The organism is Rhodococcus sp. NPDC057529, assembly GCF_042802055.1.
In the GTDB taxonomy this organism is placed as follows: Bacteria; Actinomycetota; Actinomycetes; order Mycobacteriales; family Mycobacteriaceae; genus Rhodococcus_F.
Genome location: NZ_JBHVEY010000007.1, coordinates 1 through 24,481, shown reverse-complemented (window position 1 = coordinate 24,481; position 24,481 = coordinate 1). Strand labels below are relative to the sequence as shown.

Sequence of the window (24,481 nt, the reverse complement as noted above, 5' to 3'; positions counted from 1 at the left end):
GCATCACTCATCACTGCACGAAGGAGAAATTCATGAGCCTGCCCCCCATTCTGCAAGACCGGCTCCGCCTGCCCGTGGTGGCCTCGCCGATGTTCATCGTCTCCGGTCCCGACCTGGTGATCGCCCAATCCACCTCCGGCGTCGTCGGGTCCTTCCCCTCCCTCAACGCCCGCCCGCAGCCCGTGCTGCGCGAATGGCTCACCCGCATCACCGAGGAACTCGCCAAACACGACGCCAACAACCCCGAAACACCCTCCGCGCCGTACGCGGTCAACCTCATCGTCCACAAGAGCAACGACCGCCTCGACGAAGACCTCGCCACCATCGTCGAATTCGAGGTCCCGATCGTCATCACCTCCCTCGGCGCCCGCTCCGACGTCAACGACGCCATCCACAGCTACGGCGGCATCGTCCTCCACGACGTCATCAACAACAAGTTCGCCAAGAAGGCCGTGGAGAAGGGCGCCGACGGCCTCATCGCCGTCGCCGCCGGCGCCGGCGGACACGCGGGAACGCTGTCGCCGTTCGCCCTGATCCAGGAGATCCGCGAATGGTTCGACGGACCGCTCCTGCTGTCGGGCTCCATCGCCCACGGCCGCTCGGTCCTCGCCGCGCAGGCCGCCGGCGCCGACCTCGCCTACGTCGGCTCCGCGTTCATCGCCACCGAAGAGGCCAACGCCGATCAGGGTTACAAGCAGATGATCGTCGACTCCACCGCCTCCGACATCGTCTACTCCAACCTGTTCACCGGCGTGCACGGCAACTATCTGCGCGGCAGCATCGAGGCCGCCGGACTCGACCCGAACAACCTCGCCGTTTCCGACCCGTCCGCCATGAACTTCGGCGTCGGTGAGGAGGCCGACACCGCCGCGAAGTCCGAAGCCAAGCCCTGGCGCGATATCTGGGGCGCCGGGCAGGGCATCGGCGCCGTCGACGCCGTCGTCCCGGCAGCGCAGATCGTCGAACGCCTCGGCCGTGAGTACGCCGACGCGAGGGCCCGCCTGGGATAGGCGCTTCGCGCCCGTGCGCGGTTAAGGAGTCCAGAGACTCGTCAACCACGCACGGGCGCTTCGCGCCTATCCCGCCGCGATGTCGCGACCGATGATTTCCTTCATGATCTCGGTGGTTCCGCCGTAGATCGTCTGGATCCGACTGTCGACGTACGCGCGGCCGATGGGGTACTCCATCATGTAGCCGTAGCCGCCGTGCAACTGGACGCAGCGGTCGACGACACGCTTCTGCAGTTCACTGGCCCACCACTTGCCCTTCGCCGCGTCGACGGCGGTGAGTTCACCTGCGTTCAGGGCGAGGACGCACCGGTCGATGTGCGATTCGGTCACCTCGATCTCGGTGAGCATCTCCGCCAGCGCGAACCGGGTGTTCTGCAGATCCCCGATCGGCTTGCCGAACGCCTTGCGCTCGAACACGTAGTCGCGGGTCCACCGATAGGCGGCCTTCGCTGCGGTGATCGCGTTGACGGCGATCGAGATACGTTCGAGGGGCAGATTTTCCATGAGGTGGACGAAGCCGCGACCTTCGGTCCCGAGCAGGTTCGCCGCGGGAACCCGCACGTCCTCGAACACGAGTTCGGCGGTGTCCTGTCCGGCCAGGCCGACCTTGTGCAGTTTGCGGCCCCGGCTGAAGCCGGGCATGCCCCGCTCCACGACCAGGAGCGAGAAACCCTTGGAGCCGGCGTTCGGGTCGGTTCGGGCGACGACGATGACGACGTCGGAGTGAATACCGTTGGTGATGAACGTCTTCTGACCGTTGATCACCCAGTCGTCGCCGTCCCGCACCGCGGTGGTCTTGATGCCCTGCAGGTCGCTTCCGGTGCCCGGCTCGGTCATCGCGATCGCACCGATCAGTTCGCCCGCGGCCATGCCTGGCAGCCACCGCTGCTTCTGCTCGTGCGTGCCGAGATTCGCGATGTACGGAATGGCGATGTCGTCCTGGAGCGCCAGCCCCGAACCGAACGACGTCGTCGCGGTGCGAGCGATCTCCTCCGCGACGACGTACCGGAATCGGAAGTCGGTGACACCGGAGCCGCCGAACTCCTCCGGCACGGCGAGACCGACGATCCCCGACTTTCCGGCGGCCAGCCACGCCGAGCGGTCGATCAGCCGGTCGGCTTCCCACTGTTCGTAGTTCGGTTCGATCTCGCGGGCGAGGAACTCGCGCACCGTCTCCCGGTACGCTTCGTGATCCTTCTCGAAGATGGTGCGCTGCATGACTTCTCTCCTACGATCTGGCGCTGACGGGGGCCGACAGGCCGGCGAGGCGTTCCGCGATCAGCGCCTCCGCCTCGGCGACGATGCGTTCGACGAGTTCACCGGCGGTCGGGATGTCGTGGATGATGCCCTGGACGGTGCCTGCGGTCCAGATGCCCGCCTCGGGGTCGCCGTTCTCGAACACGGTGCGCCCGCGGGCGCCGGCGACGAGCTCCCGAACGTCCTCGAATTTGCCTCCGCGGTCGAGGATCTCGACGACCTCCCGGCTCACGGTGTTGCTCGCGACGCGGGCGGTGTTGCGCAGCGGACGGAAGATCAACTCGGTGTCGGTCTCCTTGGCGGCGACGATCGCTTCCTTGATGTTCTGGTGGATCGGCGATTCGGCGGTGCACATGAAGCGGGTGCCCATGTTGATGCCGTCGGCGCCGAGCGCGAGGGCGGCGACCAGCCCACGCCCGTCGGCGAATCCGCCCGACGCGACCATCGGGATGGTGATCTGTTCGGCGGCGGCGGCGATGAGCACGAGCCCGGGGATGTCGTCCTCGCCGGGGTGGCCGGCGCATTCGAAGCCGTCGATGCTGATGCCGTCGACACCGCTGTCCTGGGCCTTGATCGCGTGCCGCACGCTGGTGCACTTGTGCAGTACCTTCACGCCCGCGGCGTGGAAGTCGGGCAGGTGCGGCGCGGGGTTGGAGCCGGCCGTCTCGACGATCTTGATGCCGGACTCGATGATGACCTGCCGGTACTCCTCGTACGGCGGCGGCGTGATCGCCGGCAGGATCGTCAGGTTCACGCCGAAGGGCTGGTCGGTGAGTTCGCGGGTGCGGGCGATCTCCTTGGCGAGGTGCTCCGGGGTCGGCTGGGTCAGCGCGGTGAGCAGACCCAGCGCGCCGGCGTTGGCGACGGCAGCGACGAGTTCGGCGCGACCGACCCACTGCATGCCGCCCTGCACGATCGGGTGGCGGACGCCGAAGGTCTTGGTGAATGCGGTGGAGAGCATGGCACGGCTCCTCTGGGGAAACGGTTCAGTGGGCGGGGAGATACCCGACGGTGTGGAGAGCGATGTCGACGTAGCGGCCGGCGACCTGCTCGGGAGTCAGTGCTCCGCCGAGCTGATACCACCGCGGAATCGACTGGAACATCCCGAGGAGAGCGCGCACGGTCTCGGGGACGTCGCCGCTGTGGAACACGCCGCGGGCGACGCCGTCGGCGACGAGGTCGACCATCATCAGTTCGAGCCGCTTGCGGGTCGCGGCGTAGCGACTGCGGCTGTCGGCGGAGACGTGCCGCAACTCGGTGTCGAGGGAGACGTGCCGCACCCGGTACGTCATGTACAGGACGATGGCCTCGACGACGTTGGCGAATTGCGCCAGCACGTCGTCGCCGGCCTCGCGGGCGGCTGCCTCGGCGCGTTCGTTCAGTTCGCGCATCTGCAGTTCGAACAGGGCCACGAGAACGGCTTCCTTGCTCTCGTGGTGGTAGTACAGGGCGGGAACGGTCACCCCGACACGACGGGCGATCTGCCGCACCGTCGTGCCGTGGTAACCGTTCTCGTTGAACAGATCCAGTGCCTGCTCGAGGATGGGCGTCATCGTCAGGGCCTCGAAGGTCCGCCAGTCGGCGTACGCCGTCTCGGCGGTGGCGGGCCCGTCCTCGCGCAGAGTCACAGGTCGCCGATCAGCGCGGTGCCATGCGGATGGCGCCGTCGAGACGGATGGTCTCACCGTTGAGCATCGGGTTCGACACGATGTGCGCGGCGAGGGCGCCGTACTCCGACGGGTCGCCGAGACGCGAGGGGTGCGGCACCTGGCCACCGAGCGACTGCTGCGCCGCCTCCGGCAGGGACCCGAGCAGCGGCGTCTTGAACAGGCCGGGAGCGATCGTGTTGACGCGGATCAGCAGCGAGGCGAGGTCGCGGGCGATCGGCAGGGTCATGCCGACGACGCCGCCCTTGGACGCGGAGTACGCGGCCTGACCGATCTGGCCCTCATACGCGGCGACGGAGGCGGTGTTGATGATGACACCGCGCTCGCCGTCGATCGGCTCGTTCTTCGAGATACGCTCGGCAGCAAGGCGGATCACGTTGAACGTGCCGATCAGGTTGACGGTGACGACCTTGGTGAAGTCGGCCAGCGGGAACGCACCGTTCTTGCCCACCGTCTTGACGGCGTTGCCGATGCCGGCGCAGTTCACGGCGACCCGCAGCGGTCCGAGCGACTCCGCGACGTCGAGTGCAGCGGACACGTCGGCCTCGCTGGTGACGTCGCCGGCGGCGAAACGCACGCGGTCGCCGAGTTCCTTGGCAACGGTCTCACCGTCGGAGGAGGGCAGGTCGATGATGACGACGCTGGCGCCGTCGGCGAGCAGTGCCTTGGTGGTGGCGAGGCCGAGGCCGGAGGCACCGCCGGTGACGAGTGCGACGCTGTCGTTGACGATCATGTCTTACCTTTCGGAAGCAGGGTTTGCGGGAGTGTGGGTCAGATGCGTTCGATGATGGTGGCGTTGGCCATGCCCGCGCCCTCGCACATGGTCTGCAGGCCGTAGCGTCCGCCGGTCGCCTCGAGGTTGTTGACGAGGGTGCTCAGCAGGCGGGTGCCCGACGACCCGAGCGCGTGCCCGAGCGAGATGGCGCCGCCCCACGGGTTGAGCTTGGCCGGGTCGGCCCCGAACTCGTGCGCCCACGCCAGCGGCACCGGCGCGAACGCCTCGTTGACCTCGTAGGCGTCGATGTCGTCGATGCTCAGCCCCGACTTGGCGAGGATCTTCTTCGTCGCCGGGATCGGCGCGGTGAGCATGAACACCGGGTCGTCACCGGCGACGGCGAACGAGTGGAACCGGGCGCGTGGGGTCAGCCCCAGCTTCGACGCCATCTCCTCGCTCATGATCAGCGCGGCGGACGCACCGTCGGTCAGCGGCGACGAGTTGCCCGGCGTGATGTGCCACTGCGCCTCGGGGAACCGGGCCGCGTACTTCTCCGAGTAGAACGACGACTTCAGCCCGGACAGGCCCTCGGCGGTGGTCGTGGCACGCACCGTCTCGTCGACGGTGTGCGTGACCGTCTCACCGGCGGCGTTGGTCACGTCGATCGGGATGATCTCCTTGGCGAACAACCCCTTCGACGCGGCGTCGGCGGCCCGCTGATGCGACTGCGCCGAGAAACTGTCGAGGGTGTCGCGGTCGAACTTCCACTTGGCGGCGATCAGTTCCGCGGAAATACCCTGGTTGACAAGGCCTTCCGGGTAGCGGGCGGCGATGCCCGGGCCGGACGCGTCCTGCCCGATGGTGGTCGTGCCCATCGGAACACGGGACATCGACTCGACACCCGCGGCGATCACGATGTCGTAGGCGCCCGCGATGACGCCCTGCGCCGCGAAGTGCGCCGCCTGCTGGCTCGAGCCGCACTGGCGGTCGACGGTGGTCGCCGGAACCGAATCCGGGAACCCGGCCGACAGCACCGCGGTCCGGGTGATGTTGAGGGCCTGCTCGCCGGTCTGGCCGACACAGCCGCCGATGACGTCGTCGACCAGCACGGGGTCGATGCCGTTCCGGTCGACGATGGTGCGCAGCACGTGCGCGAGCAGTTCCACCGGGTGCGTACCCGACAGCGCACCGCCGGGTTTGCCCTTGCCGGAGGCGAGGCGGACGACGTCCACGATGACAGCGTTGGTCATGATGTTCCCTTTCGAAGTGTGTGTGCGGCTGCGCCACCCGTGAGTACTTGTTAACCGCCCGCGGTTAAGAAGTACTCACGGGTCAGCGGCCCTGCCAGACCGGTTGCCGCTTCTCGGCGAATGCCGTCGGCCCTTCCTTGGCGTCGGCGCTGGAGAAGACGGTCTTCAAAGCGGCGTCGTTCGCCGCCCATGCACCGTCTTCCCAGTCGGGTTCGGTGGCGGTGCGGTGGATCATGGCCTTCGATTCGCGCACCGACAGCGGTGCGTTGGCGGCGATCTGCTCGGCGAGCTCGAGCGCGACGTCGAGGGCGGTGCCCGCCGGCGCGACCCGGTTGACGAGGCCCAGTTCTTTGCCCTGCGCCGCGGTGATCGGTTCGCCGGTCAGCGCGATCTCCAGCGCGAACTTCTTGGGGATCTGCTGCTGCAGGCGGATCACCCCGCCCGCGGCGGCGAACAGTCCGCGCTTGACCTCGGGAAGCCCGAGTTTCGCTTCCTCGTCGACGACCGCGAGGTCACTGGCCAGCACCAGTTCGGTGCCGCCGCCGAGGGCGAAGCCGTTGACCGCGGCGATGGTCGGCTTGCTGATCCAGTGTTGCGCGTATCCGGCGAAGCCCCATTCGGGGTGCCCCTCCGCAGCGATGTTCCCACCCGTGGAGAGGGCCTTGAGGTCGGCGCCGGCGCAGAACGCGCGACCGGACCCGGTCACCACGACCACCCGTACGTCGGGGTCGTTCTCGGCCTGCTCGAGCAGAGTGCCCACGGCGGTCGACAGCGCGCCGTTCACCGCATTAAGCGCTTTGGGGCGGTTCAGCGTGATGATGCCGATGCCTCCGCGCCGCTCCCACAGTGCGGCTGCCTCCACCGTCTCGGTCTGTTCTGGCACGTCTCATCCTCCGACTCGGCCTGATTACTGATCGCTCGTTAAAGTTAGTACCACGCTGCCGAGCGCACGGTCAATGGCCGACTTTATCTAGCGCCCGTTCAGTAGCGTCTGGTATGGATAGTCAGGGACCGACGGAGGAGATCACCACGTGTATGCCCAGCAACTGACCAGCGCTTCCGGCCCCGCCGGAGTACAGCTCGCCGAGATCGACGAACCCGACGGAACCGGACGTGTCGTCGTCGATCTGCACGCCGCGGGCGTGTCCTTTCCCGACCTGCTGCAGACCACCGGCAGCTATCAGATCGTCCGCGAGATGCCCTTCGTGCTGGGACTCGAGGGCGCGGGCGTCGTCCGCAGCGCCCCCGCGGACAGCGGCATCCGGGCAGGACAGCGGGTGGCCGTCCTCGCGACGGACGGTGCGTGGCAGCAGACCGTCGCGGTGGAACCCGGCTCGGTGTTCCCGCTCCCCGACTCGGTGTCGCTCGAGGCGGGCGCCGGATTCCTGCTGAACTACCTCACCGTGCACTTCGCCCTCGACGAGCGTGCCCGCTACCGCGCAGGCGAGAACGTGCTGGTGCACGGCGCCGCCGGCGGCGTCGGGGTGGCCGCGCTTCAGGTCGCGGCCGCGCTGGGACTCGAGACGATCGCCGTGGTCAGCACGGAGGAGAAGGCCGGGATCGCGAAGGCCAACCGCGCCGATCACGTCGTCCTCGTGGACGGGTGGAAGGACCGGGTCCGCGACCTCACCGACGGCCGCGGCGTCGACATCATCCTCGACCCGGTGGGCGGCGACCGTTTCACCGACAGTCTGCGCAGCCTCGCACCCAACGGGCGGCTCGTGGTCCTCGGTTTCACCGGCGGCGAGATCCCCACCGTCAAGGTCAATCGGCTTCTGCTGCGTAACATCTCGGTTCTCGGCGCGGGGTGGGGCGAGTACGTGCGCACCCATCCCGGTTACACGGGCCGGCAGTGGGCGGCCCTGAGCCCGCTCCTCGAATCCGGTGCGCTCCGGATCACCGAACCCACCGTCTACTCGTTCGAACACGCCGGCGACGCACTCCGGACACTCGAAACCCGTTCCGCCACCGGCAAGATCGCACTCTCCGTCCGCCCTTCCTGACTAAGGATCCTCATGAGCTCCGACATTCCCGGCGTGCACACGACCGTCGACAACGGCGTCCTCCGCGTCACCCTCGACCGCCCGTCCCGCATGAACGCCGTCACCACCGAGACCCTCGACGCCGTCGCCGACGCCTTCGACAAGCACGCGGGTGATGCGGAGGTGCGGGTCGCGATCCTCACCGGCGCCGGTCGCGCCTTCTGCACGGGTGCCGATCTGGGCGGCCTCGACCTCTCCGGACCGCCGTCGTCCGCGACGATCGACGCCGCGAACCGCGCGGCGGCCGCGATTCGCGCGTTCCCGCGGCCCGTGATCGGTGCGGTCAACGGTCCCGCGGCGGGTGTCGGGGTCTCGCTCGCCCTCGCCTGCGACCTCACGATCGCCACCGAGTCGAGCTATCTCCTGCTCGCGTTCACGAAGGTCGGCCTGATGCCGGACGGCGGCGCCACCGCTCTGGTCGCCGCGTCGATCGGCCGTGCCCGCGCACTGAAGATGGCCCTCCTCGCCGAACGACTGCCCGCGCGTGAGGCTCTCGCTGCCGGGTTGATCGCCGACGTGCACCCCGACGACGAGTTCGCCGCGACCGTCGACGCCCTCGCGCGACGTCTCGCCGACGGACCGTCGGAGGCCTTCCACTTCACCAAGGACGCCGTCAACGACGCGACGCTCGTCGAACTCGACAACGCGTTCGCCCGCGAGCGTTCGGGCCAGATCGACCTTCTCGCCGCCGCCGATTTCCACGAGGGTGTCGCGGCGTTCCGGGAAAAGCGTCCCGCCGTGTTCGGCCGGGCCTGAGGAACGTCACCATGACAGCGGACGTCCCCGTGACAGCGTCGCACGCGCAGCCGTCCGCCTCGCGGCGGGCGCACTGGGCCAATCATGTTGCCCGGCATGCTTTCGCGAAACCCGATGCGGTGGCTCTCCGGTTCCGCGGCTCCTCGACCACGTGGCGTGAACTCGACGACCGCAGCGCGCGGACCGCGGCGGTACTCGCCGCCCGCGGTGTCGCTCGCGGCGACCGCGTCGTGCTGCTGCTCACCAACCGCCCCGAGTTCCTCGAGGTGATGCTCGCCGCGACGCGCCTGGGCGCGATCGCCGTCCCCGTCAATTTCCGGCTGAGTCCCGGCGAGGTGACGTTCATCGTCGCCGACAGCGACGCCGCCGTCGTGGTCGTCGAGGATTCACTCGTCGATCTCACTGCCGAGGTCGACGACGCCGTGCCGGTGCTCGTGGTCGGCGACGCCGCCGACGACGTCCCACTCGAGAAGCAGTTGCGCGCCGCCGATCCCGACGTCCCGATCGCGGACGTGCCGGAGGACTCGCCTGCCGCCATCATGTACACGTCCGGCACCACCGGGCGCCCGAAGGGCGCGGTGCTGTCGCATCTGAATCTGCAGGCGCAGGCGCTGACCCTCATCCGGGGGTGGCGACTGTTCGATACCGAGTCCGAGGTCAACCTGGTCTCGTCGCCGCTGTTCCATATCGCCGCCCTCGGCAGCGTCGGGCCGTTCCTGCTGATCGGCGCGACCGTCGTGATTCATCCGACCGGTGCGTTCGACGCGGCCGAGGTGCTCGACTCGCTCGAACGCGAACGGGTGACCAGTGTGTTCATGGTGCCCACCCAGTGGCAGGCCATCCTCGACGACGCCGGTCCCGACGGCCGGAATCTGGCCCTGCGGGTGCTGGGATGGGGCGCCGCGCCTGCCACCCCGACACTCCTCGACCGTCTGAACGCCGCGTTCCCCGACGCCGCGATCGTCGCCTTCTTCGGGCAGACCGAGATGTCGCCGGTGACGTGCATGCTCGACGGCAAGGACGCCGTGCGCAAGATCGGGTCGGTCGGGAAGCCGATCGACACGGTCGCGATGCGCGTGGTCGACGAGGCGATGAACGACGTGCCGCAGGGTGAGATCGGTGAGATCGTCTACCGCGGACCGGGACTCATGGAGGGATACTGGCGCAACCCGGAGGCCACCGCGGACGCGTTCGACGGCGGCTGGTTCCACTCCGGCGATCTCGTCCGGGTGGATTCCGACGGATTCGTGTATGTGGTGGACCGCAAGAAGGACATGATCATCTCGGGCGGGGAGAACATCTACTGCGCCGAGGTCGAGAATGCCCTCGCCGCGCACCCGGACATCGTCGACGTCGCGGTGATCGGGCGGGCCGACGAGCGGTGGGGCGAGGTTCCCGTCGCGGTCGTGGTCCCGCGCGCCGGGGCCGCCCCGGGGGTCGACGCCCTCGCGGACTGGCTCGACGGCCGGGTCGCCCGGTACAAGCGGCCCAAGTTCGTCGAGATCCTCCCCCAACTTCCTCGTAATGCCAGCGGCAAGGTCGTCAAAGGCGTTCTGCGCGAACAGTTCGGTGCACTGAACAGCTAACCCGCCGGCGGCAGGGTACTCGACACCGGCACCCGCCCCCGAGTGCCGGCGGACGATTCCGACACTCGGGGCGGACAGGCGTGTTCCTACGCGGTCGGTGAGGGAAGCAGGTCGCGCACGTAGAGACCGGGTGCGTCGCCCAGGACGGTGTGCTCGTCGCTGCCCAGGCGTGTGCTCGCCGCGGTTCGCTCGCCGGCGCGCTCCGAGACCCAGTCGGCCCACGGTTCCCACCAACTCCCGACCTTCTTCGTCGCCGCGTCGAGCCACTCCTGCGGATCGGGTCCCGGCTCGCCGCCTTCCCAGTAGTGCGACTTCGGGTTGCCGGGCGGGTTGACGAGGCTGGCGATGTGCCCGGAGAAGCTGAGCACGAACTTGCTGTCACCCGACAGCAACTGGGTGGTGCGGTAGCAGTTCTTCCAGTCCGTGAGGTGGTCGGCAATCGCGCCGGACACGAAGGTGGGCACGGTGATCCTGCCGAGGTCGACGGGCGTTCCCAGCACGGTCATCGCTCCCGGCGTCGCGAGGGTGTTGTCCTCGAAGATGTCGAGGAACTGGACGTGCAATGCCCCGGGTAGGTTGGTGCCGTCGGCGTTCCAGGCGAGGATGTCGAAGGCCGGTGGCGTCCGCCCCATGAGGTAGTTGTTGACCAGGTAGTTGAAGACCAGATCGTTCGGGCGCATCCAGGTGAAGGCGCTGCCCATGTCGCGGGCCGAGATGATGCCGTTGCGCCGGGACCGGCCCTTGACCATCTTCAGCAGACCCGGTCCCGAGAACGCCGCGAGCCCCGCCGGGTCCGCGAAGTCGAGCATCGTCACGGCATACGACATGCTGTGCACACGGGTGTCCCCGATCGCGGCGAGGTGATTGAGCAGGGCCGTGGTGATGAGACCCCCGGCGCAGAACCCGATCACGTTGATGTCGTCGCTGCCGGTGATCTCCCGGACCTCGTCGATCGCGTCAGACACGCGTTGCGCATACGTGTCGAGGTCCCAATCACCCTGTTCCGCTGTCGGATTACGCCACGCCAGCATGAACGTCTGCAGTCCGCGAGAGACTGCGTGCTCGACGAAACTGCGGCCGGGACGCAGATCGAGGAAGTAGAAGCGGCCGATCGGCGGCGGCACCACGAGCACCGGTCGCTCGTACACGGTCTCGGTGGTCGGCGTGTACTGCAGAACCTCGGCGACCTCGTCGCGAGCGACGACGGCGCCCGGCGTCAGGGCGAGATCGACACCGACGGTGAACGCGTCGGGATCGACCATCTGCGGCATGCCGCCGTTGCGGCGCAGGTCGGACACGTAGTTGCGGGCGCCGCGCACCAGGCTCATGCCGCCGGTGTCGAAGGCCTCCTTCACGGCGGCCGGGTTGGTGAGCAAGTAGTTCGTCGGTGCGAGCGCACTGGTGAGGATGGTCGACGCGAACGCCGCTTCCTGCGCGTGGCGGTGGTCGACCCGTCGGCCCCACTCCTCGACGACGCCGTCGATCGCGTCGACGGACGCGAGATAGGTTTGCTGCACGCGGCGGTAGAACGGATTGCTCGTCCACGCCTGGTCGGTGAACCGCCGATCGCCCTCGGCCGACGCCACATCCGAGCGGCCCACCGCGATCTTCGTCAGTTCGCGCCCGAGGCGGAGGGACTCGCGCAGGACCACCCGGCCCTGCCCGACGGCGCCCGTCAATGCGCTCATCGCGTCCCGCGCGCCGAACCCGTCGGCGCGACCCTCCGCGCCGGGGGTGGCATCGGGTGTCACGAGTGCCATCTTCGTCTCCGCAGTCTTGGTCAACGATTCTCCTCTGTCAGCACCTGGACCAGACACCCCCGTCGCGGGGATTCGCCCTTGTGTTGATCGGAGCATAAACATCAAGAATGGTTACTCGCGCGTAATAAATATTTCGAGCAAGATCATTTTCGACAGCGCGGGCGCCCGTGTCGAAAATCGAAACACGAGATACATTTCTGATCGACATTCACTCAGCGGTAACTTTTTTCGCGCCACGGGCCACTTGCCTGAAACACCGTGGAGCCCGAAAAGGGGTGCGGGATCAATGCGCGTGAAGCACTTCCCCGACCGGGACAGTGTGCGTTATTGTGCGATCTCCAAGGGCGACGACGGAAGAATTTCGCCCATCATCGACGGGGAACCATGAACGCATCCAATTCGACGACAGGTGTCACCACCCACACACCGGCACGCAGTGTCACGATGGCGGAACTGCCGACGTTGGTCGGTACCCGACTGGGCTCGTCCGGGAAGTTCGTGGTCACGCAGGAACGCATCGACACGTTCGCCGAGGCCACCGACGATCGCCAGTGGATTCACGTCGACCGCGATCGTGCCCGGACCGGACCGTTCGGCACCACGATCGCGCACGGATACCTCACGCTCTCGCTCGCGGTTCCCCTGCTGTGGGAGATCTTCGAGGTTTCCGACTGCGACCAGGTCGTCAACTACGGGCTGAACAAGGTGCGGTTTCCGGCACCCGTTCCGGTCGATTCGACGCTCAGCGCCGTCGCCGACCTCGTGGCGGTCGAACCGTGCACCGGCGGATATCAGGCCACCATCGCGCTCACCTTCGACGTGACGGGCGGCAGCCGTCCGGTCTGCGTCGCGGAGATCCTGCTCCGATTCCTCACCGGTTAACCTGATGGAGTGGTCGACGAGGAAGCACGCTATCGCACCCTGGGGGAACTGATCCGGCGACAGCGGGAGCTGGCCGAGCTCCCGATGCGACAGTTCGCCGCGATGGTCGGCATCTCCAATCCCTATCTCTCCCAGATCGAGCGCAATCTCCGGGAGCCGAGCGAACGCGTCCTCGACGCGATCGCCGAGCATCTGCAAATGTCGACCGACATGCTGCTCGGGCAGCTCCGGAACGAACCTCGAGCCGTGTCCGGGGTCGTCACCGCGATCGACGGAGACCCCGACCTGACGAACGCACAGCGCAAGGCCCTCACGGAAATGTACGAGGCGTTCCGTGAGGTCACCCGCAGCAAGCGCAAACGGGGAAGGCCGGCTACAGTCGACGACTCGAACGTCGACGACTGACCGGCCCCCGCATGCGGCTTACTTCAGCAGTTCACGGGCCGCCGAGGTCGCCGCGTCGCTCACCTTCCGCACCAGCGTGGCCTGAGCACCGGTGACGGTGCCGATCCACTCGACGCTGGTGGCGTCGCCGAGGGTGGTATGGAAGTCGAGGCTGCTGTCGAGGGCCTTCTCGTATACGTCGAGTGACAGGTTGCCCGCCTTCTTCGCGGCATCGACGAACTGCGAGCCAACGGACGAGGTCTCCGTCTTCGCGTTGGCGGACTTGGGATTCGGGGTGGGGGTGGTCATAGCGGTCTCCTTCACGGCCGTTTCGTTAGCAAAATAGCACAGTGATTGCTAACGGACCAGGGTCGGTGACGGACCGCCCGTCGGCTAGCCCACCGGCGGCAGGAGGTGGCGGACGAGGAACTCGGTCTCGTCCGCGACCACCCGCTCGAACAGTGCGCCGAAGTACGGGTCGAAGTGCCCGCCCGGGTACACGTGCACCTCGGCGTCGGGGGTCCTGGCCGCGGCCTTCTGCGCACTGCGGGTGAACGTGACGACGTCGTTGTCTGCGATGGCGAAGAAGACGGGGCAGGCGATCTTCGCGACGGTCCTCGTCGGCCGGTACAGCGCCGCCTGCAACGCCACCCGGCCCGGGGTCTCGTTGCGCCACGTCGAACCGGGCGGATCCATCGCGCGGTACCCCGCCTCCGCGTCGGGTGACGTCATGGCCGCGAACGAGCCCGGCGGTCCGACGACGGGGAACATGTGCGGCGGCCGGTGTCGCAGTTGGGCGTACCGGTCGCGCAGGTAGGCGACCGCCATGCGGCCGAGCCCGGCCGGTCCGAGTCGCGGGAGGTTGGTCAGTCCGTCGACGTACGGAACCTGCGACACGACCGCGGCCACGCGACGGTCCCGCGCTGCCGTGGTCAGGACGAGTCCGCCGGACAGGGACGTCCCCCAGAGCGCGACCCGGCCGGGGTCGATGTCCGGGCGGGTGCACGCGTACGCGACGGCGCTGCCCCAGTCGTCGAGCTGGCTGTCGATGTCGAGCAGTTGCCGGGGTTCGCCCTCGCTGGCACCGAAGTGGCGGTAGTCGAACACCAGTGCCGCGATTCCCGCGGCCGCGAACCGCGACGCGAAGGCGTCGAGTCGCTGCTCGCGCACCCCGCTCCAGCCGTGCGCGAGCACCACACACGGTGCCGGCGTGGGTGTTTCGGTCCGGCGGCGGTACAGCCAGGCGGCGCAGCGCTGCCCCCGCGAGGTGAACGAGACGTCCTCGCGGCGGACGTCAGGGCACGACCGACCAGCTTCGACGGGTGTCGGCCGAGGATTCATGGGAGGCGCCTCCGAGAGGTGTGGACACCGTCCAGTCTCGGGCCCTTCGGAGACCTGCGACAGGCACCCTAGGGTGACGAATCCGCACCCCAGGGTGGAAGATCAGCTCTCGAGGGCGACTTTCATGCGCTCGAGGGTCTGCCGCATCCCGTCCTGCATCAGCCGGTCGCGGTTGCTGCCCAGCACCTTCGATTTCTGCACCAGTCGCACCCACCATACGGGCGTCGCGTAGATCTCCCGGGTCTCGGTGACGAGTGTGCCGGAGCCGGAGGGTTCGAGGTGGTACGTCCAGCGGGCCTTCGGTTCGTCCGCCTCGAACGAGAACCTCTGGTCTGGAACGACATCCACGACGGTGCAGTGCGTCTTCCAGCGCACCGGCCCGTGCCGGTTGGCGCCGACGAACCGCGACCCCACCGTCGCCGGGGCGCCCGACGTCCAGCGCGCCCCGGTGTTCTCGGGACTGAACCGGCCCATGCCCTCGACGTCGGTCACCACATCCCACACGCGGGTGGGCGGAACGTCGATCAGGATTTTCGCGCTGTCCACGGCTAGCGGCCCGGAATCCACTGCAGCGCCTTCACGAAGGGCGGCATGATCTTGGCCCACACCTTCGGCGACAGTCCCCGCGGGCCACCGAGGTTGAGGACGCGGGTGGTGGCGATGGTCTGCGGCTCGGTGTACTTGAGGAGCCCGTCCTCGCCGTGGCGGCGCCCGACGCCGGACACCCCCATCCCGCCCATCGGTGCTCCGGTGCTGCCCCACGCCGGCGCGTAGCCCTCGTCGACGTTGACGGTTCCGGCGTGGATCCGTGCGGCGATGGCCTCGCCCTCCGCCTTGGTTCCCGCCCACACGCTCGCGTTCAGGCCGTACTCGGTGTCGTTGGCGCGTTCGATCGCCTCGTCGACGTCGGCGACGGGGTAGATCGAGACCAGCGGACCGAACGTCTCGTCGCGGTAGCACTCGGCGTCTTCCGGGACACCGGTCAGGACCGTCGGCTCGTAGAACAGGGGTCCGAGGTCGGGGCGCGCCTTGCCGCCCGCCACCACGGTGGCGCCCTTGACGACGGCGTCGTCGACGTGGCTGGACACGGCCTTCACCTGGTCCTCGGACACGAGGCTGCCCATTTCGATGCCGAAGTCGTAGCCGGCGCCGAGCTTCATGTTGCGGACGCGTTCGCCGAACATCCGGGTGAATTCGGGTGCGATGGATTCCTCGACGTAGATCCGCTCGATCGAGATACACAGCTGTCCGGAGTTGGAGTAGCAGGCGCGGACGGCGGCGTCGGTGACCTCACGGAGGTTCGCGCCTGCGGTGACGATCATCGGGTTCTTGCCGCCGAGTTCGGCGGAGAAGCCGATGAGGCGGCGACCGGCCTGCTCGGCGAGGAGCTGACCCGTCGCCGAGGACCCGGTGAACATCAGGTATTCGGTGTTCTCGACGAGGGCGGTGCCGACCACCGAGCCCGGTCCGGGGACGACGGCGAACAGGTCGCGGGGCAGCCCGGCCTGGTACAGCAGGTCGACGCAGGCCAGGGCGCAGTACGGGGTCTGGCTGTCGGGCTTGAGGACGACGGCGTTGCCGGCGAGGAGCGCGGCGACGGCGTCCGACACCGCGAGGGTCATCGGGTAGTTCCACGGCGAGATGACGCCGACGACGCCCTTCGGCTGGTAGCGCACCACCGTCTTGGTGAGGCCGGGCAGCATGCCGGAGATGCGGCGGGGACGCAGCAGCTTGGGGGCGACGCGTGCGTAGTGGCGGGCGGTCATCGAGATGTCGAGGACCTCCTCCTGCGCGGCGGCACGGGACTTGCCGGTCTCGGCCTGCGCCATGTCCATCAGGGCGTCGCGGTTTTCGAGCACCAGGTCGCGGTAGCGGTGGAAGATCGCGGCGCGTTCGGTGACCGGGCGGGCCGCCCATTGCTTCTGCGCCACCCGGGCCCGCGCGATCGCGTCCTCGGCGTCCCGGGCCGTGCCGACGGGGACGGTGGCCAGTTCCTTGCCCGTGAACGCCTCGACGACGGACCGCGTCGGGCGATCCGCGGCGTCCGGGATGGCGATGAGGTCGGCGAGCCGCGCGAACGTGGCGGCGGTCGGAACAGGCATTTCGTACCCCTACTGGTTAGTAGTTTTCGCGGTTACACATAACTTACCTGTTCGGTGGGCCGTGTCACAGGGGTGGACGGATCAGTGCCGCTCCTCGAGCCCGACCGCCTCCCGCAGCTTTTCCTCCGCCTTCTTCAGTTCGGGATCGTCCTGGGCGGAGGAATCGAGCAGGGCGGCGAGGGCCTCGGCGATGACGTTGAGTTTCTCCTGCAGCGCCTCCGACGATCGTCTGCTCGCGTTCTCCAGCAGCACCACCAGCAGCAGCGTGAATACGGCGCCGACGGTGTGGATGGCGATCTGCCACTCGTGGAGGTCCTTCCACAGCGGAATGCTGACCACCCACAGGACCACGACCCCGGCGCAGATCCCGAAGAACGGCGCCTGGCTGACCCGGAGTTCGATCTGCTCGACGAACTTGTCGAACGTCGACCGTTGATCCGTGCGCTGCTCGCGTGCAGCCTTCGCACTGCGTTCCATCTTCGGAGTCTAGGCTCAGACACCACTCCCGATATGCCCGATTCGGCCGATATGCGCATTTCAGCACATCACGACGTTGAGCGCGAGACCGCCCGTGGACGTCTCCTTGTACTTGTCGGACATGTCGAGGCCGGTCTGCCGCATTGTTTCGATGACCGTGTCGAGGGAGACGACGTGGCTGCCGTCGCTGCCAAGCGCCATCCGGGCCGCGCTCAGCGCGGTCACCGCCGCGATCCCGTTCCGCTCGATGCAAGGGATCTGCACGAGACCTCCGACCGGGTCGCAGGTGAGGCCGAGGTGGTGTTCCATCGCGATCTCGGCGGCGTACTCGACCTGCGCCGGCGTTCCGCCGAGCACCGCGCACAACGCCCCGGCCGCCATCGCGCACGCCGATCCGACCTCACCCTGGCAGCCGGCCTCCGCGCCCGAGATGGACGCGTTGGCCTTCACCAGCGATCCGATCGCCGTGGCGGTGAGCAGGAACGTCCGCATGTCCGCGGCGTCGTCGGCGAGGAACTGCTCGTAGTATCGCCCGACGGCGGGGACGATCCCCGCGGCCCCGTTCGTCGGCGCCGTGACGACGCGGCCACCGGCGGCGTTCTCCTCGTTGACGGCCATCGCGTACGTCTGCAGCCAGTCGATCGCATCGTGGGACGCGCCGGTGGACACCAGTCGCCGGTACAGACCCGGTGCCCGGCGCACCACGTCCAGTCCACCGGGCAGCCTGCCCTCGGTGGCGACGCCGGACTCGATGCACGACACCATCGCCGACCAGATGCGGTCGACCGCTTCCGGCACCCGGTCGGCTCCGATCAGTTCTGCCTCGTTCGCGTCCGCGACCTCGGCGATGCTGTTCCCGGTCTCGGCGCAGATCTCGAGCAGCTCACCGGCGGTCGTGAACGGGAACGGCACGGCGGGCCGGTCGTCGACTGCGGGCGGTCGCGCATTCTCCGGAACGACGAACCCGCCGCCGACCGAGTAGTACACCCGGTCGGCGACGACGGATCCGGCGCCGTCGACGGCTCGCAGCCGCAATGCGTTGGTGTGCACCGGCATCCGGGTGAGCGGCGCGAACACCACGTCCCGTTCGCGCACGAACACCGGACGCGTCCCGCCGAGGGCCACGGGGGCGCCGTCGCCGAGCCTTCGCCACGCGCCCCGGACGTCGTCGGGATCGCACGTCTCCGGCCGAGCCCCGGCGAAGTCCGCCGCCGCCCGCATCGGGCCGACGGTGTGGGAGCTGCTGGGTCCGATGCCGAGGGAGAAGAGTTCGGTCAGGGAGACGTACGCGCTCATGCCCAGTTCGCGGTCCGGGTGAATCCCACCGGGCGTTCCGCCTGCAGCCGGAGCAGCTCGCCGCGAACCCCGGCGTCCAGTGCGGCGTCGAGGACCGTCCATGCCAGCGCCGTGGCACCGTCGATGATCGCCGTGTCGGCGGCGGGAGTCGCCGCGGCGTCGGCGAAGTCGGCGTTGTGCGGGATCGCGGTGCTCCCGAGGACGGCGATCCCGGGGTGGATCGACGGCACGACCTGCGACACGTTGCCCATGTCGCTGGACCCGCCGCCGAGCTCCGCGGACGTCAGTTCGCGGCCGGTGGCCTGCACGTTCCGGTCCCAGAGGTCCGCCAGCACCGGGTTGTTCAGCATCGGCGCGTACGGCGGTTCCGTCGCCTCGTACGCCCACTCGCATCCGGTCGCGATCGCACCCGCCTCGAAGCAGGCGAGCACCCGCTCCTTCACCTCGCGCCACTCGTCGATCTCCGGTGCCCGCACCTCCACCTGCACGACCGTCCGGGCCGGAATGATGTTGGTGACGTCGCCGCCGTGCGAGACGAACGCGTTGACGCGGGTCTTCGCCCGGAACTGCTGGCGGACCAGCCCGATGGCGTTCAGCGCGATCGTCGCGGCGGCTCCGGCGTTGATCCCGTGCTCCGGTGCGCCGGCGGCGTGTGCGGCGCGGCCGGTGAACGTGACCTCGAACCGGTCGACCGCCTGCATCCACAGTGAGGCACAGGGCATGTCCGTGCCCGACGTGCCGTGGACCATCAGCGACAGCGCCGCGTCCTCCCACGCGCCGGCTTCGAGCATGGGAATCTTGCCGCCGCCGTGCTCCTCGGCGGGCGTGCCCAGCAGCTTGATCCGGAGTCCGGCCTCATCGGCGACAGCCGCGAGCGCGAGTGCGGTGCCGACCCCGGCGGCCGCGATCATGTTGTGCCCGCACGCGTGCCCGACCTCGGGCAGTGCGTCGTACTCGGCGCAGATCGCGACGGTGAGGTCGCCGCTTCCGTAGGTCGCCTCGACGGCCGTGTCGAGTCCGTAGACGCCGACGGTGGTGTCGAAGCCGGCGTTCCGGAGCGCGTCGCCGACGAGCGCGGCCGCCTGGTGCTCCTCGAACGCGATCTCGGGCGTCTCGTGAATGCGATGGCTGAGCTCGAGCAGGGTCTGCTCGTTGTTCCGGATAATCTGCGCCGCAGCGTCCTTCAGCGCTCCTGTGCGCGCGTCGGTGGTGTCGCCGGCAGAGGTGGCGAGAGTCATGGGCGGGTGCCTTCCTGGTAGGAGTGAACGACGGTCACTGCGCGACAGCGACGTCGCGCAGAGGCGGCGCGACGATCCCGTCGGGAAGCGGCGAGTCGTAGGGAGTTTCCGTCGTGCGGGTGCTGAATTCCTTGCGCGCCGACGCCAGCAGTTCGGCGTCCGTCAGCAGGTCCACGGCGGTCGAGGCCATGATCTTGGCGGCGTGGATCATCCCCTTGTGCGCGGCGGGCAGCTTGCCCTGGGCGACCATCTGCCACGAGTGGGCGGCCGTGCCGACACCGACGCACGCGGTGGCGCACTGCACGAGCGGCGTCACCCAGCTGACGTCGCCGAGGTCGCTGGAGCCGGTCATCGTGGGCCGCGGCGAGCGCGCGTCGAACGTGACGATCCCGGTGTGCAGGGCGCTTCCGTCGCCGTCGAATTCACCGCCGAGCGTGCTCGCCGTGCGTCCCGACGCCGTCTTGGTCACGAACGCCTCCGCGGACGCGAGATCGGTGTCGTCGAAGGGCACCGGCCCGAGCTCGCGGAGCCGCTCCTGCATCGAATCCTCGAGGACGACGTTGGGCAGGATGTCCGAGCAGCCGCCGTCGATCTCGATCTCGACCGTCGTCTCCGTCATCAGGGCGGCGCCTTCGGCGATCTTCGTCACGCGGGCGAACAGCTCGCGCATGCCGGCCACGTCGGGCGAGCGCACCAGGTAGTAGGCCTCGGCGGACGCCTGCACGACGTTCGGCGAGCGGCCTCCGGTGTCGAGGATCGCGTAGTGGATCCGGCAGTCCGAGGGCATGTGCTCACGGAGGAAGTTCGTGCCCACGTTCATCAGTTCGAGTGCGTCGAGTGCGCTGCGGCCACGTTCGGGGGACACTCCGGCGTGCGCGGCGATGCCGGTGAACCGGACGTACGCCTGGACGTAGGCGAGGGTCCGGATCCGTTGCACTGTGGTGGTGTCGCCGGGATGCCAGGACACGGCGGCATCGACGTCGTCGAAGGCACCGTCCTTGACCATGAACGTCTTTCCGGCGGCGGCTTCCTCCGCGGGACAGCCGTAGTAGCGGACGGTTCCGGGCAGGCCGTTCGCGTCGAGGTAGCGTTTGACGGCAGTCGCGGCGAGGAGTGAACCGCCGCCGAGCAGGTGGTGGCCGCAGCCCTGCCCGTTGCCGGACTCGTTGCCGGGTTCCGGCTCCGGCACAGCACTTCCCGACTTCTGACTCAGACCGGCGAGGGCGTCGTACTCACCGACGATCGCGATCACCGGTTGTCCGCTTCCCGCTTCCGCGCTGAATGCGGTCGGGATTCCCGCTACCGACCGGGTGACGGTGAAGCCCTCCGCCTCGGCAGCAGCGATCTGCGCATCGACGGACGCGTGCTCCTCCCAACGTAATTCGGGGTTGTCCCAGATGGCGTCGCTCAACGCGGCGTACTGCGGGCCGAGCTCGTCGATGGTGCGGAGGAGTTGTGGATCGACAGACACTTCGATGTCCTTTCGTTCGGTGTCACGGGTTGTCAGGCGTGTACTTGCTCGCCGTCGGCGAGCGTGGGCTTGTCGTTCTCGGTGGTCGTCGCGGGAGACCGGAGTTTGCGCGCCAGGACGGCCGTGACGACGCACAGTGCCGCGCAGACTGCCCAGACCACGTGATAGGCGCTCGCGGAGGGGATCTGCTTGCCGCCGGCGGTGAGTGCCGGGGTGACCATCGACGACATCACGAGCGCGAAGACCGCGCCGGACACGCTGCCCGCCGCGGTGCGGGACGTGTTGTAGAGGCCGGACGCGATGCCGACCGAATCCGGCGGCGCCTGCTGCACGATGACGGTGGGCAGCACCCCGACCACCACTCCGCCGCCGAGACCCGCGACGACGAGCCACAGGGCGAACAGTGGGGCGCTCCCCGGGACGACGATCATCAGTCCGTAGGCCGCCGCCGAGAGCAGCGCACCCAGTGCGAGGGATCCGGGGACGGTGAGGGCGGATCGGGCGAGCCGGTCGCTGACGGACGCGCCGACGAACATCGCGAGCGCGAACAGCGCCAGGATCAGGCCGGTCACCGACGCGGTGACACCCATCCCGTAGCCGTTCGTCTCCGGCACGGCACGCAGGAAGAGGGCGCAGGGGGTCTGGACACCGAACAACTGCGCGCCGAACAGCAACGCCATCAGCATCGGTACCCGCATCCCCCGTCCGATGACGTCGAGGTCCACGAGGGGGTGCTGGACGCGTCGTTCCACGAACACCCACACGACGAGAACCGCGGCCCCGACGCCGATGGCCGACCACGTCAGCGCGCTCGTCCAACCCCACGTGCTCGCGTTGGACACACCGCCGAGCACGCCGAGCAGTCCGACCGTGAGCAGGACCGCACCGGCCCAGTCGACTGTTCCGTCCTTCCGTACCGTCGTCTCCGGGACGAGGAAGTAGACGACGGGCAGGCAGATCGTCATGAGCACGGCGGGGACGAGCAGGACCAGCCCGACATTGTCGACGACGGAGTCGAGGAGGAATCCCGAGAGCAGGCCGCCGACGGCGGCACCCAGCGTCAGTGACCCGACGAGCCGGCCGATGCTCCGGCCGGCCGTGGCCGCGTTGCGGTCCCGCACGATCGCGAATTCGAGCGGCAGGAACGCCGCGAGCGGTGCCTGCAGCGCCCGGCCGACGAGCAGCAGCTCGTAGGACGGCGCGAACGCGACGAGATACGAACCGAACGCGACGGAACTGGTGGCGAGAACGAGAAGGCGTTTGTGCCCGAAGAGGTCCCCCAGTTTGGCGATCAGCGGCACACAGGCGGCCGTTCCCAGCAGGTACATGGCGCTCACCCAGTTCAATGCGGCGGACGACGCGTCGAAGCGTTCGCCGATGGCGGGCAGCAGCGGGGAGAACCACCCCTGCAGCAACCCGCTCGCGAACTCCATGACCACGAGGAACCCGACCGCTGCGGTGGCAGCGTCGCCTCCCCGGATGTGGGGCGAAGAACTCATGTCGACTCCAAGAGGACGAGTGGAAAGTGACTCATCGAAGAGTGCCGCCGCGTGAATTCCGTCGTGTAAATTTGCAGCATTCTCGGCATCGAAGGGCAAACTATGCAGGATTACGAGCCAGATGACGTCGACTTCGCACTCATCCATGCACTGCAAATCGAGCCGCGGGCATCGTGGAAGGCGCTCGCGCCCTCACTGGCCGTCGACCCCGCCACGTTGTCGAGGCGATACCAACGGCTCCTCAACGCCGGCCTGATCTGGATCACCGGATACGACCCCGGGACGCCCGGGCGCGGCGCACTGATCGAAATCGAATGCGCACCCGGACAATCCGTCTCCACCGCGGAGGCCATCTCCGAAGATCCGATGGTCGCGAGCATCGATTTCACGGCGGGCGGACGCGACCTGCTGCTCACCCTGATGGCAGAGGATTCGGTGGACACGTCACGATTCCTGCTCCACCGCCTGGGGGAGTATCCGGCGATCCGGCGAGCCCGGACGCACCTCATCACGGAGGTGCTCTTCGAGGCCGGGAACTGGCGGCTCCGGACGCTGACGGCGGAGCAGGTCGCCATGGTTCCCGCGGCCCGTCCGCCGCGTCCCCGCGCAGCGCGGACGGTCGCACCCGGCCTCAAGCGCCTGATCCGTCACGAACTGGGAATCGACGGCCGCGCACCGACCACGGCGATCGCGGAACGCGCAGGCGTCAGCAACCAGCGCATCACCGACGCGATCGCGACGATGCGGCGGGACGGCTCCCTCCGACTGCGCACCGACATCGCCCGGAGCTACTCGGAATGGCCGATCTACGCCTGGTACTTCATGCAGGTTCCCGCGCCCCTCGTCGAGCGACTGAGGACCTCGCTGGGCAAGATCGAGGAAGTGCGGTTGGCGGTGCTCGTGGCCAGCGAATACAACCTGATCATGGCCGTCTGGTTGCGCACCCTCAACGACGTTCACCGGTTCGAACTGCTCCTGGAGAAGCTGCTGCCCGGGTCGAGGGTGGCGGACCGCTCGGTGGTCATGCAGATCGGCAAACACCTCGGGCACATCCTGGACGACCGCGGCCGCGCGACGGGTCCGGTGGTGTCGATGATTTCGCCCGCCCCGACGTGAGCACGGGCCACGATTCTCAGAGGAATCACAACTCGTACCCCTAACGTGTCCCCGGCATACCCACCGACACTGGAGGACTCGTCATGAACGTTTCACGAGCACGTCTGCACCTCGGCATCGCAGCGGCCGGCACCCTCGCCGCCGCCGCGCTGGTACCGGGGATCGCCTCCGCGGATCCGGCCGACACCGACTCCGCCCGCCTCGTGAACAGCACCTGCAGCTTCGCCCAGATCGATGCGGCGATGCACGACGTCACCCCGCAGCTCGCCGCGCGCCTGGATCAGGCACCCGAGCGCAAGGCTCAACTGGCGGACTTCTTCTCGAAGTCCCCTGCCGATCGTCAGGCCGTCCTCGATTCGCACCCGCAGCTGAAGAGCCGGCTGGAGACCGTTCCAACCGAGGGACCGGCTGTCGAGTGGCGCGCGAAGGCACTGACGATCGCCGAGACCTGCGGCAACTACTGAGGGACGCCAGTCACGGTCGACAGAGATCGTGCCGCAACGGTTTTCGCTTTGCCGTCGGCCAAAAGTGTTGTGAAATGCCGAAAGCCCCCCAACAAGTGTTGGGGGGCTTTCGGTAACGGATGTTCGGCGGTGTCCTACTCTCCCACACCCTGTCGGGTGCAGTACCAT

Annotated in this window: 24 protein-coding genes; 8 read left to right on the top strand and 16 right to left on the bottom strand. The window is 68.4% G+C overall.

The genetic code is table 11. The features are described 5' to 3' along the window. Positions 1-32 precede the first annotated feature (32 nt). Positions 33-1,010 carry an NAD(P)H-dependent flavin oxidoreductase gene (locus ACFU5V_RS15035; protein WP_378700223.1) on the top strand — a complete coding sequence of 326 codons (978 nt, stop codon included), beginning with the start codon at positions 33-35 and terminating at the stop codon, positions 1,008-1,010. 66 nt (positions 1,011-1,076) lie between these two features. Here ACFU5V_RS15035 and ACFU5V_RS15030 read toward each other — a convergent pair whose 3' ends face one another. The 6 genes from ACFU5V_RS15030 to ACFU5V_RS15005 all read right to left on the bottom strand — a co-directional run bounded on the left by ACFU5V_RS15030 (position 1,077) and on the right by ACFU5V_RS15005 (position 6,782). Continuing rightward, on the bottom strand, positions 1,077-2,228 hold the full coding sequence (locus ACFU5V_RS15030) for an acyl-CoA dehydrogenase family protein (RefSeq protein WP_378700221.1): 1,152 nt from the start codon (positions 2,226-2,228) through the stop codon (positions 1,077-1,079). A 10-nt stretch (positions 2,229-2,238) separates the two neighbouring features. Further along, a complete protein-coding gene (locus ACFU5V_RS15025) occupies positions 2,239-3,228 on the bottom strand; it encodes an NAD(P)H-dependent flavin oxidoreductase (RefSeq protein WP_378700219.1) in 990 nt (329 codons plus the stop codon). 25 nt (positions 3,229-3,253) lie between these two features. Then, positions 3,254-3,895, bottom strand: a complete 642-nt coding sequence (locus ACFU5V_RS15020) for a TetR/AcrR family transcriptional regulator (RefSeq protein ID WP_378700217.1) — start codon at positions 3,893-3,895, stop codon at positions 3,254-3,256. Between the two features lie 10 nt (positions 3,896-3,905). Next, positions 3,906-4,667: a 3-hydroxyacyl-CoA dehydrogenase gene (locus ACFU5V_RS15015; protein ID WP_378700215.1), complete on the bottom strand. Its 762-nt coding sequence runs from the start codon at positions 4,665-4,667 to the stop codon at positions 3,906-3,908. Between the two features lie 38 nt (positions 4,668-4,705). Further along, a complete protein-coding gene (locus tag ACFU5V_RS15010; RefSeq protein ID WP_378700213.1) occupies positions 4,706-5,899 on the bottom strand; it encodes a thiolase family protein in 1,194 nt (397 codons plus the stop codon). Between the two features lie 82 nt (positions 5,900-5,981). Further along, positions 5,982-6,782, bottom strand: coding sequence for a crotonase/enoyl-CoA hydratase family protein (locus tag ACFU5V_RS15005; RefSeq protein WP_378700212.1), 801 nt, complete (start codon positions 6,780-6,782; stop codon positions 5,982-5,984). A 148-nt stretch (positions 6,783-6,930) separates the two neighbouring features. Here ACFU5V_RS15005 and ACFU5V_RS15000 point away from each other — a divergent pair, with 148 nt between their 5' ends. The 3 genes from ACFU5V_RS15000 to ACFU5V_RS14990 are packed head-to-tail and all read left to right on the top strand — an operon-like array spanning position 6,931 to position 10,283. Continuing rightward, positions 6,931-7,902, top strand: coding sequence for an NADPH:quinone oxidoreductase family protein (locus tag ACFU5V_RS15000; RefSeq protein WP_378700210.1), 972 nt, complete (start codon positions 6,931-6,933; stop codon positions 7,900-7,902). Between the two features lie 12 nt (positions 7,903-7,914). Continuing rightward, positions 7,915-8,697, top strand: a complete 783-nt coding sequence (locus ACFU5V_RS14995) for an enoyl-CoA hydratase (protein ID WP_378700208.1) — start codon at positions 7,915-7,917, stop codon at positions 8,695-8,697. Between the two features lie 11 nt (positions 8,698-8,708). Then, positions 8,709-10,283 carry a long-chain-fatty-acid--CoA ligase gene (locus ACFU5V_RS14990; protein ID WP_378700206.1) on the top strand — a complete coding sequence of 525 codons (1,575 nt, stop codon included), beginning with the start codon at positions 8,709-8,711 and terminating at the stop codon, positions 10,281-10,283. An 86-nt stretch (positions 10,284-10,369) separates the two neighbouring features. Here the strand turns inward: ACFU5V_RS14990 and ACFU5V_RS14985 are convergent, their stop codons facing one another. After that, positions 10,370-12,067, bottom strand: a complete 1,698-nt coding sequence (locus ACFU5V_RS14985) for a PHA/PHB synthase family protein (protein WP_378700204.1) — start codon at positions 12,065-12,067, stop codon at positions 10,370-10,372. A 360-nt stretch (positions 12,068-12,427) separates the two neighbouring features. Between ACFU5V_RS14985 and ACFU5V_RS14980 the strand changes: the two genes are divergently transcribed. Both ACFU5V_RS14980 and ACFU5V_RS14975 read left to right on the top strand, forming a co-directional pair. Beyond that, positions 12,428-12,925, top strand: coding sequence for a MaoC family dehydratase (locus tag ACFU5V_RS14980; protein WP_378435884.1), 498 nt, complete (start codon positions 12,428-12,430; stop codon positions 12,923-12,925). Positions 12,926-12,934: 9 nt separating this feature from the next. Then, positions 12,935-13,330, top strand: coding sequence for a helix-turn-helix domain-containing protein (locus tag ACFU5V_RS14975; RefSeq protein WP_378700202.1), 396 nt, complete (start codon positions 12,935-12,937; stop codon positions 13,328-13,330). Positions 13,331-13,348: 18 nt separating this feature from the next. Here the strand turns inward: ACFU5V_RS14975 and ACFU5V_RS14970 are convergent, their stop codons facing one another. The 9 genes from ACFU5V_RS14970 to ACFU5V_RS14930 form a co-directional block, all read right to left on the bottom strand. Further along, entirely contained in the window at positions 13,349-13,618 is a 270-nt protein-coding gene (locus tag ACFU5V_RS14970; protein WP_378700200.1) for a hypothetical protein, read from the bottom strand. 84 nt (positions 13,619-13,702) lie between these two features. Further along, a complete protein-coding gene (locus ACFU5V_RS14965) occupies positions 13,703-14,650 on the bottom strand; it encodes an alpha/beta hydrolase (RefSeq protein ID WP_378700198.1) in 948 nt (315 codons plus the stop codon). Positions 14,651-14,752: 102 nt separating this feature from the next. Next, positions 14,753-15,196 carry an SRPBCC family protein gene (locus ACFU5V_RS14960; RefSeq protein ID WP_378700711.1) on the bottom strand — a complete coding sequence of 148 codons (444 nt, stop codon included), beginning with the start codon at positions 15,194-15,196 and terminating at the stop codon, positions 14,753-14,755. A gap of 2 nt (positions 15,197-15,198) precedes the next feature. Next, on the bottom strand, positions 15,199-16,752 hold the full coding sequence (locus ACFU5V_RS14955; RefSeq protein WP_378700196.1) for a succinic semialdehyde dehydrogenase: 1,554 nt from the start codon (positions 16,750-16,752) through the stop codon (positions 15,199-15,201). Positions 16,753-16,833: 81 nt separating this feature from the next. Then, entirely contained in the window at positions 16,834-17,229 is a 396-nt protein-coding gene (locus ACFU5V_RS14950; RefSeq protein WP_378700194.1) for a low affinity iron permease family protein, read from the bottom strand. Positions 17,230-17,289: 60 nt separating this feature from the next. Continuing rightward, positions 17,290-18,525: an L-serine ammonia-lyase gene (locus tag ACFU5V_RS14945; RefSeq protein ID WP_378700192.1), complete on the bottom strand. Its 1,236-nt coding sequence runs from the start codon at positions 18,523-18,525 to the stop codon at positions 17,290-17,292. Beyond that, positions 18,522-19,763, bottom strand: coding sequence for an amidohydrolase (locus ACFU5V_RS14940; RefSeq protein WP_378700191.1), 1,242 nt, complete (start codon positions 19,761-19,763; stop codon positions 18,522-18,524). Before ACFU5V_RS14940 ends, ACFU5V_RS14945 begins: the two co-directional genes overlap by 4 nt. 34 nt (positions 19,764-19,797) lie before the next feature. Then, the gene (locus tag ACFU5V_RS14935; protein WP_378700189.1) at positions 19,798-21,234 is read right to left on the bottom strand and encodes an amidohydrolase; all 1,437 of its coding nucleotides are present in this window, start codon (positions 21,232-21,234) and stop codon (positions 19,798-19,800) included. 32 nt (positions 21,235-21,266) lie between these two features. Beyond that, positions 21,267-22,733 (bottom strand): MFS transporter, encoded by a 1,467-nt coding sequence (locus ACFU5V_RS14930; RefSeq protein ID WP_378700187.1) that lies wholly within the window; start codon positions 22,731-22,733, stop codon positions 21,267-21,269. 102 nt (positions 22,734-22,835) lie between these two features. Here ACFU5V_RS14930 and ACFU5V_RS14925 point away from each other — a divergent pair, with 102 nt between their 5' ends. Both ACFU5V_RS14925 and ACFU5V_RS14920 read left to right on the top strand, forming a co-directional pair. After that, positions 22,836-23,849 (top strand): Lrp/AsnC family transcriptional regulator, encoded by a 1,014-nt coding sequence (locus ACFU5V_RS14925; RefSeq protein WP_378700185.1) that lies wholly within the window; start codon positions 22,836-22,838, stop codon positions 23,847-23,849. Positions 23,850-23,932: 83 nt separating this feature from the next. After that, a complete protein-coding gene (locus ACFU5V_RS14920) occupies positions 23,933-24,313 on the top strand; it encodes a hemophore-related protein (RefSeq protein ID WP_072949256.1) in 381 nt (126 codons plus the stop codon). The last annotated feature ends 168 nt before the right edge of the window (positions 24,314-24,481 follow it).

Coding starts and splice junctions, on each gene's coding strand:
- ACFU5V_RS15035 (WP_378700223.1), top strand. CDS start 33: ATGAGCCTGCCCCCCATTCTGCAAGACCGGCTCCGCCTGCCCGTGGTG.
- ACFU5V_RS15030 (WP_378700221.1), bottom strand. CDS start 2,228: ATGCAGCGCACCATCTTCGAGAAGGATCACGAAGCGTACCGGGAGACG.
- ACFU5V_RS15025 (WP_378700219.1), bottom strand. CDS start 3,228: ATGCTCTCCACCGCATTCACCAAGACCTTCGGCGTCCGCCACCCGATC.
- ACFU5V_RS15015 (WP_378700215.1), bottom strand. CDS start 4,667: ATGATCGTCAACGACAGCGTCGCACTCGTCACCGGCGGTGCCTCCGGC.
- ACFU5V_RS15010 (WP_378700213.1), bottom strand. CDS start 5,899: ATGACCAACGCTGTCATCGTGGACGTCGTCCGCCTCGCCTCCGGCAAG.
- ACFU5V_RS14995 (WP_378700208.1), top strand. CDS start 7,915: ATGAGCTCCGACATTCCCGGCGTGCACACGACCGTCGACAACGGCGTC.
- ACFU5V_RS14990 (WP_378700206.1), top strand. CDS start 8,709: ATGACAGCGGACGTCCCCGTGACAGCGTCGCACGCGCAGCCGTCCGCC.
- ACFU5V_RS14980 (WP_378435884.1), top strand. CDS start 12,428: ATGAACGCATCCAATTCGACGACAGGTGTCACCACCCACACACCGGCA.
- ACFU5V_RS14970 (WP_378700200.1), bottom strand. CDS start 13,618: ATGACCACCCCCACCCCGAATCCCAAGTCCGCCAACGCGAAGACGGAG.
- ACFU5V_RS14965 (WP_378700198.1), bottom strand. CDS start 14,650: ATGAATCCTCGGCCGACACCCGTCGAAGCTGGTCGGTCGTGCCCTGAC.
- ACFU5V_RS14955 (WP_378700196.1), bottom strand. CDS start 16,752: ATGCCTGTTCCGACCGCCGCCACGTTCGCGCGGCTCGCCGACCTCATC.
- ACFU5V_RS14950 (WP_378700194.1), bottom strand. CDS start 17,229: ATGGAACGCAGTGCGAAGGCTGCACGCGAGCAGCGCACGGATCAACGG.
- ACFU5V_RS14945 (WP_378700192.1), bottom strand. CDS start 18,525: ATGAGCGCGTACGTCTCCCTGACCGAACTCTTCTCCCTCGGCATCGGA.
- ACFU5V_RS14940 (WP_378700191.1), bottom strand. CDS start 19,763: ATGACTCTCGCCACCTCTGCCGGCGACACCACCGACGCGCGCACAGGA.
- ACFU5V_RS14930 (WP_378700187.1), bottom strand. CDS start 22,733: ATGAGTTCTTCGCCCCACATCCGGGGAGGCGACGCTGCCACCGCAGCG.
- ACFU5V_RS14925 (WP_378700185.1), top strand. CDS start 22,836: ATGCAGGATTACGAGCCAGATGACGTCGACTTCGCACTCATCCATGCA.
- ACFU5V_RS14920 (WP_072949256.1), top strand. CDS start 23,933: ATGAACGTTTCACGAGCACGTCTGCACCTCGGCATCGCAGCGGCCGGC.